At 33.1% G+C, this 14,698-nt stretch carries 14 protein-coding genes; 10 read left to right on the plus strand and 4 right to left on the minus strand.

Translation table 11 applies throughout. The features are described from left to right. The first annotated feature begins 5 nt into the window (after window positions 1-5). Both L1276_RS07240 and L1276_RS07245 read left to right on the plus strand, forming a co-directional pair. Window positions 6-944 carry a DUF4421 family protein gene (locus L1276_RS07240; RefSeq protein WP_253786431.1) on the plus strand — a complete coding sequence of 313 codons (939 nt, stop codon included), beginning with the start codon at window positions 6-8 and terminating at the stop codon, window positions 942-944. 50 nt (window positions 945-994) lie between these two features. Beyond that, a complete protein-coding gene (locus L1276_RS07245) occupies window positions 995-1,891 on the plus strand; it encodes a fructose bisphosphate aldolase (protein ID WP_253786432.1) in 897 nt (298 codons plus the stop codon). A 69-nt stretch (window positions 1,892-1,960) separates the two neighbouring features. Here the strand turns inward: L1276_RS07245 and L1276_RS07250 are convergent, their stop codons facing one another. The 3 genes from L1276_RS07250 to L1276_RS07260 form a co-directional block, all read right to left on the minus strand. Continuing rightward, window positions 1,961-3,832 carry a hypothetical protein gene (locus L1276_RS07250; RefSeq protein ID WP_253786433.1) on the minus strand — a complete coding sequence of 624 codons (1,872 nt, stop codon included), beginning with the start codon at window positions 3,830-3,832 and terminating at the stop codon, window positions 1,961-1,963. A gap of 10 nt (window positions 3,833-3,842) precedes the next feature. Then, window positions 3,843-4,472 (minus strand): hypothetical protein, encoded by a 630-nt coding sequence (locus L1276_RS07255; RefSeq protein ID WP_253786434.1) that lies wholly within the window; start codon window positions 4,470-4,472, stop codon window positions 3,843-3,845. A gap of 73 nt (window positions 4,473-4,545) precedes the next feature. Next, window positions 4,546-5,067 (minus strand): hypothetical protein, encoded by a 522-nt coding sequence (locus tag L1276_RS07260; RefSeq protein WP_253786435.1) that lies wholly within the window; start codon window positions 5,065-5,067, stop codon window positions 4,546-4,548. A 288-nt stretch (window positions 5,068-5,355) separates the two neighbouring features. Between L1276_RS07260 and hemB the strand changes: the two genes are divergently transcribed. The 3 genes from hemB to L1276_RS07275 are packed head-to-tail and all read left to right on the plus strand — an operon-like array spanning window position 5,356 to window position 7,723. Beyond that, window positions 5,356-6,348, plus strand: coding sequence for a porphobilinogen synthase (gene hemB / locus L1276_RS07265; RefSeq protein WP_253786436.1), 993 nt, complete (start codon window positions 5,356-5,358; stop codon window positions 6,346-6,348). Window positions 6,349-6,389: 41 nt separating this feature from the next. Then, window positions 6,390-7,313 (plus strand): hypothetical protein, encoded by a 924-nt coding sequence (locus L1276_RS07270; protein WP_253786437.1) that lies wholly within the window; start codon window positions 6,390-6,392, stop codon window positions 7,311-7,313. Window positions 7,314-7,324: 11 nt separating this feature from the next. After that, complete coding sequence (locus L1276_RS07275; RefSeq protein ID WP_253786438.1) at window positions 7,325-7,723, plus strand: c-type cytochrome; 399 nt, start codon at window positions 7,325-7,327, stop codon at window positions 7,721-7,723. Window positions 7,724-7,783: 60 nt separating this feature from the next. On the opposite strand, the gene L1276_RS07280 is transcribed toward L1276_RS07275, so the two are convergent. Further along, window positions 7,784-9,847 carry a M13 family metallopeptidase gene (locus L1276_RS07280; protein ID WP_253786439.1) on the minus strand — a complete coding sequence of 688 codons (2,064 nt, stop codon included), beginning with the start codon at window positions 9,845-9,847 and terminating at the stop codon, window positions 7,784-7,786. A 279-nt stretch (window positions 9,848-10,126) separates the two neighbouring features. Here L1276_RS07280 and L1276_RS07285 point away from each other — a divergent pair, with 279 nt between their 5' ends. The 5 genes from L1276_RS07285 (at window position 10,127) to L1276_RS07305 (ending at window position 14,678) form a co-directional block, all read left to right on the plus strand. Next, window positions 10,127-10,792 carry an SCO family protein gene (locus tag L1276_RS07285; RefSeq protein ID WP_253786440.1) on the plus strand — a complete coding sequence of 222 codons (666 nt, stop codon included), beginning with the start codon at window positions 10,127-10,129 and terminating at the stop codon, window positions 10,790-10,792. A gap of 104 nt (window positions 10,793-10,896) precedes the next feature. Further along, complete coding sequence (locus tag L1276_RS07290) at window positions 10,897-11,136, plus strand: FeoA family protein (RefSeq protein ID WP_253786441.1); 240 nt, start codon at window positions 10,897-10,899, stop codon at window positions 11,134-11,136. Next, on the plus strand, window positions 11,136-13,235 hold the full coding sequence (feoB, locus tag L1276_RS07295; RefSeq protein ID WP_253786442.1) for a ferrous iron transport protein B: 2,100 nt from the start codon (window positions 11,136-11,138) through the stop codon (window positions 13,233-13,235). The genes L1276_RS07290 and feoB overlap by 1 nt, the downstream gene beginning before the upstream one ends. 6 nt (window positions 13,236-13,241) lie before the next feature. Next, window positions 13,242-13,364, plus strand: a complete 123-nt coding sequence (locus L1276_RS07300; protein ID WP_253786443.1) for a FeoB-associated Cys-rich membrane protein — start codon at window positions 13,242-13,244, stop codon at window positions 13,362-13,364. A gap of 432 nt (window positions 13,365-13,796) precedes the next feature. Beyond that, window positions 13,797-14,678, plus strand: coding sequence for a DUF4349 domain-containing protein (locus L1276_RS07305; RefSeq protein ID WP_253786444.1), 882 nt, complete (start codon window positions 13,797-13,799; stop codon window positions 14,676-14,678). The last annotated feature ends 20 nt before the right edge of the window (window positions 14,679-14,698 follow it).

Below are 14,698 nucleotides of genomic sequence, written 5' to 3' on the forward strand. Positions count from 1 at the left end.
TCTCTATGTGTTTAAAAATAATTTACATAGCATTTTTCATCAGCATTTTTGGGTGTTTCGCCCAAAACGATTCTCTGCAAAATCCCTATTTTAAATCCTACAATGATAAAATTACCGCGAGTATTTATTATCTGGACACTTCTAATAGTTTTCAAATTGCTTCGGGCGCTCAGGATTCAAAAATATTTGTAAATCTTATTCCTAATCGAAGAGAGCAGATTGGTTTTAACTTGAATTATAAAATCATTGATGTTTCTATTGGTTTTGCTTCCAAATTTCTGAGTCAAAACAAAGGCGATTCTCATTCTAAACATTTTAATTTCAATACCCGTTTTTATTATAAAAAATGGATGCAGTCTTTTACTTTTATCAACCAAAAAGGTTTTTATATCAGTGATGATAATATAACGGCCCAGCTTCCGGAGATGCGAACTACAAAAATTGGCGGAACGACAGCTTATATTTTTAATGATAAATTCTCTTTCAAAACGCTGGTAAGTCAAAATGAATGGCAGACCAAAAGTTCCGGAAGTTTTATTCCGACTTTCTCATTTTACTACACTAATTTAGATTTAAACACGCCCGATTCATCACCTGGAGACATGTATGTTTTTACATTGGCTCCCTCCTATTTTTATAATTTCGTAATCAGTGATCGGGTTTTAATTGGAGCCGGAATTGCTTTGGGTGCCGGAATTAATGATATTGACGGGGATACCTCAGCTTTATATCAGGCCGATTTTAATTTAAAACTAGCTTATAATAAAGATCGTTTCTTTGGTTTTGCAAGCATTAATACCGTAAGTTTTGCTCAGGATGATAAAGTCGATCCTCGGTTAAATGATAATATTGCTACTGTAAAACTTTCTATGGGTTATCGATTTGATCCTCCAAAAAAAGTAAAAGAAGTTTATGATAAAGTAAATCAGAAAATAGGTTTATGATATTTATTTAATCTAAAAATCTTCATTCTAAAATCTAAAAATTAAATACTATGGCAAATGTAAACAACGAACAATTAGATCGTATGCATTCCGGAAAAGGTTTTATCGCAGCTTTAGACCAAAGCGGCGGGAGTACACCAAAAGCATTATCGCAATATGGTGTTCAAGAAAACAGTTTTTCTAATGATGAAGAAATGTATACTCTTGTACATGAAATGAGAACCAGAATTATAAAAAGCCCAGCTTTTAACAATGAATATATCCTTGGCGCTATTTTGTTTGAAAACACAATGGATCGCAAAATTGATGGTCAATGGACGGCTGATTATTTATGGGAAAAGAAAAAGATAGTCCCTTTTTTAAAAGTTGACAAAGGACTTGCTGCTCTTGTCAATGGCGTACAACTGATGAAGCCCATTTCTAATTTAGATGATTTACTCACAAGAGCTGTAGAACGCAATATATTTGGAACTAAAATGCGTTCTGTAATTAAAGAGGCAAATCCAATTGGAATTCAGGAAGTTGTAGAACAGCAATTTGAAGTTGGGAAACAAATCTTTGAAAAAGGACTTATTCCAATTATTGAACCTGAAGTGGATATTTACAGCGCTGATAAAGAAAAATCAGAACAGATTCTAAAAGAAGAAATCATAAAGCAACTTAATACATTGGATAAAGATGTAAAAGTAATGTTGAAATTATCTATTCCAACAGTTAATGACTTTTACAGAGAATTAATATCTGATCCGCACGTTGTTCGCGTAGTGGCGCTGTCCGGCGGTTATTCGAGAGAAGAAGCTAATAAAAAACTAGCGGAAAATCACGGAGTAATTGCCAGTTTCTCAAGAGCATTATCCGAGGGATTGAGTGCCGGTCAATCAAACGATGATTTTAATGCAGTATTAGGCGAAACCATCAAGGATATTTATAGAGCTTCGATCACTTAAAAAAACTTCACTAAATAAAAAAATCCCCGAAATTAAACTTTTCGGGGATTTGCATTTATATGTTCCTCTTTATTTAGATTCCATCATTTCGTCAGCCAGATCTAAAGTTTGTAAAATGATGTTTTTATCAGATTTTGCAGCGTTTAGTTTAAATCCAAAAATCAATTTATTGTTGATTATCTTTTTAGGAGATTCAAATGTAATATCCGAAAACTGTTTGGAAACTTTATTGAATCTTTCAATTTCTGCCGGCTTCGCTTCGCTGGATTTACTAAATGCATTTATCATTTCTGCCCCATACAATTTTCCAAACATATAATTTTTCTTCAAATCTTTTTTTGCTTCACCAGAAAATGAACCATTTCCATTACTAAAATAATCCTGTGTGTTGGCCACTACAATAACATCTTTATCTTTTTTGATGATAATATCTCCGTATTGTTGGGTTCCGGCAATAACAAAATAATCACCTTTTTGCACCAGTACTTTTTTACGAACTCCTAATTGCAATAATTTATCTCCAAAAGTTGGATGTGTTGAAGTAAAAATCACAGAAAATAACGGAACCGATTTTTTCGTTTTTTTATCGGTTATAACCTCTTCATAGTTTTCATCATAATCATACGATTTTGTCATAACCTCAACATCTTTGAAGCCGTATAAAAAAGCACTTAAATCACCATCAAAAAGAGTTGCGGCGGCTTCTTCGTCTACAATTGTCGAAATTAAATCTGTTATAATCGAAATATCTTCTTTTGTAACCTTGGGATTTTGAAATATATCTGCCGTTAATGATGGGAAATTTTCAAGAGCTGCTTTTGTATTAAAGTGATAAGACATATACCCCAAAGGCTTTTGTGCCGGGAAATAATTAAAAACGTTCTTGTTTATTTTTCTATTTGCTATTATGCCCACAACTTCTGCCATTTGCGGAGAATATTCAATAACTTCTTCTACACGTGCATTAGTATTGTCAAAATAAAAATCAAGATTGATCCCTTTTATAAAATTTTCGAAATTCTTCTGCATTGGCAAATATTTATCATAACCTCCAAATATTGTCATTGGATAGTTATATAAAGAATAAAAACTTGTCATGGCAGAACTGTAATTTATCCATGATGAAATATCGGCATTGACATTTATTTTTTCTGAACTTGGCGCAGTAAATCCATTTTCGAATAATGATCTTACAATGCTATTTAGCTTTTCTGTTTGCTTTAAATTAAACTCTGCTTCCTGAATAGTATATTCGGCAGTGGGAGTATAATCCTGGGTATAATCATAGGGAGCCTGAACTTCTTCTGCAGGAACATCAATTATTACCGAAGACTGAACCGCTTTTTCCTCTACCGCAGGCGGGGAAACAGTTTCAACTCTTGTTTCTGGTGCCGGAACATCCATAACCCCGGCATCTTCATATCCTAGTTGGATTGAATCTGATTTGTAAGTATCATATTGATTATAATAAGGCGTTCTTTGGGTTAGTTCTAAAATCACCAGATAATTATCGTTCCAAGCTAGTATTTTGTTTTTTCCTTTTGGATTAAAAACAGAATATTGGCCAAGATCCTTAATCGAACTTTCAGGCGAATCATTTTTTGCATTCGCACCAAATTCCTTTATTATTAATTGTTTAACAGCTTCTTTATTTTTTACAGGAATCGTAACTTGATAGTACGGAATACTGTCTGAAAATTTTCCGTGAATGGTGATTTTTTGATCTAATTGAATAACCGAGGTATATTTAGTAAAATCCAAATCTGGCTTTTTACTACTGTATTTCGTGATGATTGGATGATTTAATATTTCGGCGATGCTGACTTTTTTAGAAAGCTGATTTCCGTTGAATTGTACAAAATAGTCGTATTCGTTTTTATTGATTTGACCAAAAGTCAAATGCATGGCGAGTAATAAAAGTAAAGTATAAAATTGCTTCATAAAAAAGGCATTAATTGAGTTGGATTGTATTATTCATTAAAGTGGATTTTTTTAATACGCTGTACATACTTTGTTTTAAAAAAACGGTCTTTTTATTTTTTGAGATTTTGCTGTTTGTATTGTTTACCGAAAGAATGTCTTTATCAAAAGTATAAATTGCAATAATACTGGCTTCTTCAAGATCTTTCTTTTTCTTAGGATCATTTACCACTTTTTCAGGAATTGGATAAGAGGCAATTCTTTCAAAGTTTTTGGCATTACTGCTAAAGTGAATTTGCTCGCGCTGATTGTTTATTGAATTTACAACCGAATTTAACGCTTTCAGATTGGCATAATTGAGTTTGATGATAAACACATAATTGTCAAAATCAGCTTTTGTGGAAATATTTGAAATCCCTTCAATCTTAGAAGCTTTGATTTTAAAATCATCCAGTTTTTGGGAGATTTCCTGTTCGTTTGGAATTTTTACCCCATCGACTTCTTCAAGCCAAATGGCTGATTTTGTCTTAAACCATGATTTCGAAAAGTCGACCATCAATGTATATTCACCACTTTGATCGTCGTGATGTTTGATTCTTTCTGTAATCTCAAAACAGCTTGTTAAGAGCAGACAGCAAAATAAAACGAGAATTTTCTTCATTTTACAAATTTAAATGGAATTATTTTAAAAATCATTTCTTTTTTAAACGTACCCGTATACGTTGAAATTGTCTTCAATAAACCAGTAATGTATAATCAGAAAAATTAATTTGTTTCCCTTTAAAATCTTCCTTCACTTCACCAATCAAACCACATGGTATATTTCCTTGAGAATAAATCTCTAAAAGGTACTGGAAAAATATTGGGATCTTTTTATTTATTGAAAAGTAATAATTTTCCATTGCTGCGCCAAGCATGTTCCACAAAACATCATCAACAATATTTTGATCAAGTTTGTTTATTTTTGCAAACTCTTTTACAATGTCCTCAACCTGCTGCAGATTCCTTTTTTTAATTTCTGTAATTTTATTCCAGTTCTGATAATTATTTCGATCCTCATTGTGGAGAAAAATCGTCAATCTATTTCTTGCTTCCATTGTCAAATCTTCCCAATTTTGAGAAGATATATTTTTCTGCATTTCATCAAATGATTTTAAAAACTGGATTTTGACTGGAAAATCTGTAATGTAAAATTCTTTTCCACAGTTAGAAAACCATTTTATGCTACTTATTTTTTCGAAAAATATATCACTCATCTCTTTATATTATTTAATGCAAAAATAAGGTTTTTCTTAATTTTTCAAATCTACCCCAAAAATCAAGTAAATCCCTAAATTTTTAGATAATATTAACGGATTCTACACCTAGCTAAAAGCCTTATTCTGTTCCTTTTTCTTTAACTTTGCACCACTTATTAAAAAGTAAAACAAACTTCAAAAAAATAAAAATACAACTGCACTTTTAGAAACAAAGATTCATTTTTCTGTTTTGAAGAAAATCAGATTAAAAAATCTAAAATCTAAAATCTAAAATCTAAAAATTATATGTTCCCATTACAAAGAAACCGTCGTTTGAGAACCAATGAATCTATTCGTTCTTTAGTTCGTGAAACCAGTTTGAGTCCACAAGATTTTATGCTTCCTATGTTTGTTGCAGAAGGAAAAGAGGTAAAATCGGCTATTCCTTCTATGCCGGGGATTTACCGTCATTCTTTGGATAACACTATTAAAGAAGTAAAAGAAGCCTGGGATTTAGGAATCAGAGCGGTAAATATCTATGTAAAAGTAAGTGAAAACCTTAAAGACAATAAAGGAACTGAAGCCTGGAACAAAGATGGTTTAATGCAGCAGACAATTCGCGCCATTAAAGATGCTGTTCCGGAAATGATCGTAATGCCGGATGTGGCTTTAGATCCGTATTCAATTTATGGTCATGACGGAATTATCGAAAATGGTCAGGTAATTAACGATGCAACTGTTGATGCTTTAACGCGAATGAGTTTAAGCCACGCTGAAGCCGGTGCCGATTTTGTAGCACCAAGTGACATGATGGACGGCAGGGTTTTAGGAATTAGAAAAGCTCTGGAAGAAAACGGTCATCATAATGTGGGTATTATGAGCTACAGTGCCAAATATGCTTCGGCATTTTACGGACCTTTCCGCGATGCTTTAGATTCTGCTCCAGTAGATTCTCAAAATATTCCAAAAGATAAAAAGACCTATCAAATGGATTATGCCAACCGAATTGAAGGAATTCGCGAAGCATTATTAGATGTTGAAGAAGGTGCAGATATTGTAATGGTAAAACCGGGAATTGCTTATTTAGATATTGTTCGCGAAATAAAAGATGCTGTTCATGTGCCTGTCGCAGTTTACCAAGTTTCTGGAGAATACGCTATGGTTAAGGCTGCTGCCGAAAGAGGATGGCTGGATCATGACAAAATTATGCTTGAGCAGCTTTATTGTATTAAGCGTGCAGGTGCCAGTATTATAACGACTTACTTTGCAAAAGAAGCAGCGATTTTACTAAACAAGTAAATGTTTACAAAAAAACTATATTTGTGCCAAAATCAATTTATATGAAAAAAGCACTATTGGGTTTGGCAATGTTGGTCTATGCAATTGCAATTGGTCAAGACATTAAAATTAAGAAAGATAAAATCAGCATTGACGGAACTGAAGTCGCGATTTTAGATAAACAAAAATTAGTTTATAAAATTTTATCATTAGATAACAGACCTATTTTTTCTATTGAAAGAAAAATGATTTCTTTACTTGATGGTTCAACTGTATATTGGAGCGTTCTAACAGATTTAAACACCAATAAAACAAATGAATTAGTAGATTATGGAACAGATCAGGGGTTAAGTTTTCAAAAAGCGATTGTTGCCAGTGTTTCCAATAGCAAATATAAATTTATCAGCGCAGCGGGAATTGATGAAAAAGGAGTTACTGAATTCATTAACGGAACACCTACTGATATTGAAAATGTTTTTGCGCAGGCTAATCTAAAAACGAAAGAGCAGTTAAATGCTGAAAATGAAGTTATGGTAAAAGCCAAAATTTCAGTTAAAAACGACGATATAATTCAAATTCAAGATGTTGCCGGAAAACAAACAAACGTAGTTATAGGATCTGTAACCAAGAAAAATGTTGTTTTTATTGCAGGATTTCCTCCAAGTTTAGTTTATGAAGTAAATTCATTATATACTGAACTAGATAATAATAGCAGGGAACAGCGCAGAATTAGACAAGTTGGAAGCTGGTATGCTGCAAAAACAGGATACACAAATCCAAACACAAATAAAAACATCAAAAATGAATTGATCACTTCTGATAATAAATACTTTGAGGTAAGAGGCGGTCTTTCTGGTACAGAAAAAGTTAGTTCTGCAGGTTTAGAAAAAGACGATCTTCAATTGTATGGAGGTGAAAATTCTCTTTCAAGCAGAATTGTAGCAAAACTGTTATACAATGGCTACAAATTTGAAGCCATGAAATAATAATAAATAAAATGAAAAAAGTATTATTCTTATCTGCCGTTTTAGCTTTTGTATCTTGTAAAAAAGAAGTTTCTGAAAATACCGATTCAAAAACAGAAACCTATTCTGAGGGCGAATCGGTCCAAGCCAAAACTCCAGAAGATTTAGGAAAAGAACTTTTTGAAGGAAGAGGAAATTGCACAGCCTGCCATTTACCTGATCAAAAAGTTATTGGCCCTGGTATTAAAGAAATTGCCAAAATCTACAAAGATAAAAAGGGTGATTTGGTAACATTCTTAAAAGGGAACGCAGATCCAATTGTAGATCCAAGTCAGTTTTCAGTAATGCAGACTAATTTTCCAATTACAAAAGCAATGTCTGATGAAGAGCTTAAAGCCATTGAAACTTACATTTACAGTCATTTGAAATAATTGACTTCTTTATAAAATAAAAAAACGGCGCTGAATCAGCGCCGTTTTCTATTTGTAATATTACCAGATTTTTACTCGTTTTTCCGGATTTACGTACATTTTGTCTCCATTTTTAATTCCAAATGCCTGATAAAAAGCATCCACATTTTGAATTGGAACAACTGCTCTGTACATACCAGGTGAATGCGGATCTGTTTTTACCTGACTTTTAATCGCCTCATCTCTTGATTTTGTTCTCCAAACCGTAGCCCAGGAAATAAAGAATCTCTGTTCAGGAGTAAATCCATCAATTAAGCCCGGATTTCCATTTTCTTTCAGGTACAACTGCAATCCGTCATACGCTGCGTTGATTCCGCCTAAATCACCAATGTTTTCACCTAATGTGAATTTGCCATCTACAAAAATTCCCGGAAGCGGTTCAAGCGCGCTGTATTGTGCTGCAAGTTCTCCTCCAAGAGCTGTAAATTGTTTTAAATCATCAGCAGTCCACCAATCTACTAAATTTCCATCGGCATTATATCTTGCTCCGGAATCATCAAAACCATGTGAAATTTCGTGACCAATAACCGCACCAATTCCGCCATAATTTACTGCTTCGTCTGCTTGATAATTGTAAAACGGTGGTTGTAAAATGGCTGCAGGAAATACAATTTCGTTATAAGATGGATTAAAATAAGCATTTACCGTTTGCGGCGACATTCCCCACTCTGTTTTATCAACTGGCTTTCCTAATTTTGCTAAACTTTGAATATACGCCCATTTTGATACATTTTTCATATTATCAAAATAAGTTCCGTTTTCATTTACATTTTTAAGTTCTAAAGCAGAGTAATCTTTCCACTTATCCGGATAACCAATTTTTACGGTTAACTTGTTTAGTTTTTCAATCGCTTTAGATTTTGTTTCTGTTGACATCCAAGGCAATGCATTGATTCTGTTTTGATAAGCCAGCATTACATTAGCAATCATTTTTTTTGCTTTATCTTTTGCTTCAGAAGGAAATAATTTCTCAACATACAGTTTTCCTAATGCTTCTCCAGTTGCACCGTTGATAACCTGCAATGCTACTTCTTCACGCGGACGCTGCTTTAAAGCTCCGGTTAATGTTTTTCCGTAAAAATCGAAATTAGCATTTTCAATATCTGTACTTAAAGTTGATGCTGCTCTGTTTAATACAGACCATTTTAAATATTCTTTCCAGGCTTCTACTTTTTTATCTGTAAAAATTTTTTCTAAAGCAGCCATATAACGTGGCTGCGCAACATTTACAGTATCTAATTTTGTTATTCCAATTCCGGCAAAATATTTATCCCACTGAATCGACGGAGTATTCTTTTTTAAATCAGCAACTGCTGTTGGATTGTATTGTTTTCTGCGATCTCTTCTTTCAACACGATCCAGTCTTGGTGCAGACATTTCTACTTCTAAAGCTACAATCAGTTTTGCGCTTTCTTTTGCTTTTGCAGGAGATTCTCCTATAAACTGCATCATTCTGGCAACGTGAATTTCGTATTTTTCACGTTTTTCTTTAGAATCTTTATCATCAGAATTGTAATAATCCTTATCCGATAATCCTAAAGTTCCCGGGCTTAATGTTACTGAACTTTTGTTGCTGTTTTTAGCATCGGCACCCACATAAATTCCAAAAAAACCAATACTGCTGCCTTGTGACTGCATTTCGGTCAGGAAATTTTGTAAATCAGCTGCGTTTTTAATCGCATCAATCTTTTTTAAAGCCGGCTGAAGCGGTTTAACTCCCTGCTTATTTCTTCCAACAGTATCTAAAATAGTATTAAACAAAGCAATCGCTTTACCTTGATCTGTATTTGATTTGTACTTTGGATTTTTTGAAGCTTCTTTTAAAATAGCCAATGCATTGTCATCTGTTTTTTGACGTAATTCATTAAAACTTCCCCAGGAATTTCTGTCGCTTGGAATCTCTGTTTGATCCAGCCAGGTTCCGTTTACATATTGAAAAAAATCCTGACTTGGACTAATTTTAGTATTCATGTACGAAACATTAATACCTGGTTCTTTGATTTCTTTAGTTTGTGCATTCATTGCTGTAAATGAAACCATTACAGAAAAAGCACAAAATAAAGGTTTACTTAATTGTTTTTTCATTAATACATAGATTTTGAGTGTAAACACAAACATATTGTTAATATTTGAAACTCTATGTTAAAATTCTTGCAATAATCGCAGCATTGATTTTTAATCTTGCTAAGGCGCAGAGATGCCAAGTTCAAAATTTATAAGCTTTGGATTTTAAGTTTACAAACATTAATCTTAAATAAAAAACTTTGCGGCTTTGCGAGATGATAATAAACCCAGCCTGTTAAAAAGTGTTATAACTGCAGCTTTTAAAATGCTCTTTTCGTATTTTTGCGCCAAATTATTTTTATGAAATCGCTTCTTTATAAATACCGCAAATTCTTCATTGTATTAATTGTATTTTCTATAGTTACTATATCTTTATTTTATTCGGCACTAAAGCCACAAAAAACACTTCCAATTTATAATCCTTCTGATGTAAATCCTGAATTGGTAGACAGTACAATTCAGTATAAAAGTAAATACCATACAATTGCAGATTTTTCGTTTGTAAACCAAAACGGCGATACTATTACTCAAAAAGATTATGAAGGCAAAATTTACGTTGCCGATTTTTTCTTTACAACCTGCGGTTCAATTTGCCCGAAAATGTCAACAAATTTATCTGAAGTTCAAAAAGCAGTATTAAACAATCCAAAAGTTAAACTGCTTTCTCATACGGTTTTCCCTGAGGTAGACAGTGTTTCTGTTTTAAAAGCGTATGCGATAAAATATGGCGTTGTTGACAGTAAATGGAATTTGGTTACAGGAGATAAAAAAGAAATCTACACAATGGCAAGAAAATCATATCTGGCTGTAAAACTAGGAAGACCAGATCAGCTGTATGATATGGTTCATACTGAGAATTTTGTTTTGGTTGACCAAAAAAGACGTGTTCGCGGATTTTATGACGGAACAAATAAAGAAGAAATTCAACGTCTGTTAGAAGACATTGATTTCTTATCAAATGAGTAAAATCCCTTATTTTTAGAAACATTTAGCATTTTCAAAGGCGATTATTGCCTTGGAATAAATAATTATTGCCTATTTTTGCAATCTAAACTCAATCTAAATAAGCTTTGCAGAATACAATCCATACCCTGAAAAAAGGCGATAAAGCCATTATCAAAGATTTTGATATCGATTTGATTCCTTTAAAACTATTAGAGATGGGTTGTTTGCCAGGCAGCGTAGTCGAACTACTTCAAATTGCTCCTTTTGGAGATCCTTTATATCTAGACATTAACGGTTCGCATGTTGCTATTCGTGTTGAAACGGCTCGTGAAATTGAAGTTGAACTTATCCAAAACAATTTATAATGAGCATTCAGAATATCAACGTTGCCCTTATTGGAAATCCAAACACAGGAAAGACTTCCGTTTTTAATCAGTTAACAGGTTTAAAACAACAGGTTGGGAATTATCCGGGAATTACGGTCGAGAAAAAAATCGGTTTTTGTAAATTACCTCAAAACATAAAAGCTAACATTCTCGATTTACCGGGAACATATAGTTTGAATGCAAGTTCGATGGACGAAAGTGTGGTAATTGAGCTTTTGCTGAACAAAAATGACAAATTATATCCAGATGTTGCCGTTGTGGTAACTGATGTTGAAAATCTAAAACGAAATTTGCTGATTTACACTCAGATAAAAGATCTTGAAATTCCAACGATTTTGGTTATCAATATGTCTGACCGTATGGAAAGCAAAGGAATTACTTTGGATATTCCGTATTTAGAAGAAAAACTAAAAACTAAAATTGCTTTAGTAAGTTCGCGAAAAGGTTTAGGAATTGAAGAATTAAAAGAACTTATTGTTTCATATAAAACGATCACGCACGAACCTTGCTTAAATGCATCTGTAATTGATCCTGAATATTTTGAAAAGCTGCAACATGCTTTTCCAAATCAATTAATGTACAAATTGTGGCTGGTAATTACGCAGGATGTTAACTTTTCGAATTTAGACCGAAATGAAATCCGAAATGCTTTTACCAAATCACATTCAGAATTAAAACGTTTACAGCAAAAAGAAACCATAAAAAGATATCAGTTTATAAATGATGTTTTAAAAGAGGGTTTAAAAGTTGATGTTGAGGCGGCAACCGATTTCAGGGCAAAACTGGATCGAGTTTTAACGCATAAATTTTGGGGTTATGCTATTTTCCTTAGCATTTTGTTTATAATTTTCCAGTCTATTTTCAGCTGGTCAACTATTCCTATGGATTTCATAGACAGCAGTTTTGCATCATTAAGCAGCTGGTTGTCTGAAGTATTGCCTAGTGGTATTTTAACCGATTTGCTTTCACAGGGAATTATTCCGGGAATTGGCGGTGTTATTATTTTCATCCCGCAGATTGCCTTCTTGTTTTTGTTTATTTCTATTTTGGAAGAAAGCGGTTATATGAGCCGTGTGGTATTTTTAATGGATAAAATCATGCGCAAATTTGGGCTTTCCGGAAAAAGTGTTGTGCCATTAATCTCAGGAACAGCTTGTGCCATTCCGGCAATTATGGCAACGAGAAATATCGAAAACTGGAAAGAACGCTTAATTACGATCTTAGTAACGCCATTCACGACTTGCTCTGCAAGATTACCGGTTTATGCGATTATGATTTCATTGGTAATTCCAGATAAACGAGTTCTTGGCTTTTTAAATCTTCAGGGATTATCGTTAATGTTGTTGTATTTACTAGGATTTGTAGCGGCCATAATCTCGGCTTATATTTTAAATAAAGTTTTAAAACTGAATTCAAAAACGTATTTTGTTGTTGAAATGCCAAGTTATAAATTACCGCTTTTCAAGAACGTTGGAATTAACGTTGTAGAGAAAACCAAAGCTTTCGTTTTGGGCGCGGGTAAAATCATTCTGGCAATATCCGTTATTTTGTGGTTTTTAGCCTCTTTTGGACCTGGAAAAGAATTTAATGATGCAGAGACTATCGTGAAAGAAAGATTTGCCAATACAACTTTGGATGAAACTCAATTTGAAAATGAAGTGGCTTCTCAAAAAATAGAGAATTCATACATTGGGATTATGGGTAAAGCTATTGAGCCTGTAATTTCTCCATTGGGTTACGACTGGAAAATAGGAATTGCAATTATCAGTTCGTTTGCTGCACGTGAAGTTTTGGTTGGAACACTGGCCACCATATACAGCGTTGGAGACAGTGATAACGAATCGACTATTAAAAGCCGAATGCAGAAAGAAGTAAACCCTGAAACGGGTGAAAAGATTTTTAACTTTGCAACCGGCATTTCATTATTACTCTTTTACGCTTTTGCTTTACAGTGTGCGAGTACATTAGCTATTACAAAAAAAGAAACCAATTCATGGAAATGGCCGGTAATGCAGCTTGTTTTTATGAGTGGTCTGGCTTATGTATCGGCATTGATAGCGTATCAATTTTTAAAGTAAAAAGTCATGGTACAAGAAATTATTGCCTTTACAATATTATTTATCGCTGTTGGTTTTTTGATTAGAAAGTTTTTTTGGAAATCTAAAAAGAAAAAAGACTGCGGCGATGGTAATTGCGGATGTTCATAGAATAAGATGCTAAGGTTTAAAATATAAAGCTTCACACGGATTTTAATTCTTTGTGAAGCTTTGTGTTTTTAGAAAATGTCTTACAAAATAAAAAATGTCTTTTTTTATCACATAAAAAACTTTTACCTCCTGTTTATCAATTCTGTACAAATTAATTTTGGATAAATTTAAATCTAAAAAAAATGACAGAAGAAGATAGAATAGAAATTATAAAGGATAATAGAGTTGCCAGATTATTATGGTTCACGCTTGGTTTTTTATCTGCGGCCACAATTACTTATTTTGTAATGAGATATCATTAATAGAGCCTATATACTGCAATTCCAAATTTTCGGTTTCAGTTTTCTTAAAATATTATAAAATTAGCAGCAGAGGTTTTAAATTATTTGTTTTCTTTAGGTCAAAATAAAACACTAACGAAAAACCTATACGATGGCAAGAAACTTTAGATCAAGATTTTGGAGACTAAGTAAATGGTCCGCTGGACTATTTATAGTATTATTTGCATTCAGACTTCTGTATGGCTATACAAGCTCAGATTCCTCATCCCGAAATGATCTCAGCGAGAATTTTTTTGGAAGTATAGACAATTTGCGAAAAAATTATGCTTCTGAAAAAATTATGATGAAAGGCGATGTTCAGGCTGCATCGAATATGGCATCGAATCAAAAATTTGAAAAAACGGCTTCAATCAAATCTAAAACCTCTGAATTTGACCAAGATGAAAATCTAATTAAGGCGAAAACAAAATCATACAATGCCATCATTCAATATGAACAAAACCTTGGACAAAAAGGCAATAGACAAATTCATCTGCTCATTGGTGTAAATCCTGCAAAATTTGATGATTTTTATCTTGATCTACAAAAAATTGGCACACTTAAAGACATAGAAATCACTAAGGTTGACAAAACAAACGAATACCGTCAATTAAATGCCAAAAAGATTTCGATCGAAAAAATGCTTCAGTCTTTAACTGAATTAAAATCAAAAGGAGGAGAAATTTCAGAATTCATTTCCCTTAACGACAAGATTTTGGAAGTCGAAGAACAATTACAAGGACTTGGGGTTGAACTCGGAAATTTTAATACCGAAAATGAATTTTGTACGGTCCGATTTTCTATGTATGAAGGAGCAACAGAAAAAAGCATCAGCTTTATTCACAGAGCTAAAGTGGCCCTTGAATGGACAATAAAATATTATGCTTTGATTGTAATTACTTCACTTCTGCTATCTCTCACTATTTTTATCCTGCTCTTAATCGCAGATAAATTAAAAATCATAAGCACATTAAATAACAAATTAAACGAATAAGATATCAAAAAACCGATTAT

Source organism: Flavobacterium sp. HSC-32F16 (assembly GCF_024171645.1).
In the GTDB taxonomy this organism is placed as follows: Bacteria; Bacteroidota; Bacteroidia; order Flavobacteriales; family Flavobacteriaceae; genus Flavobacterium.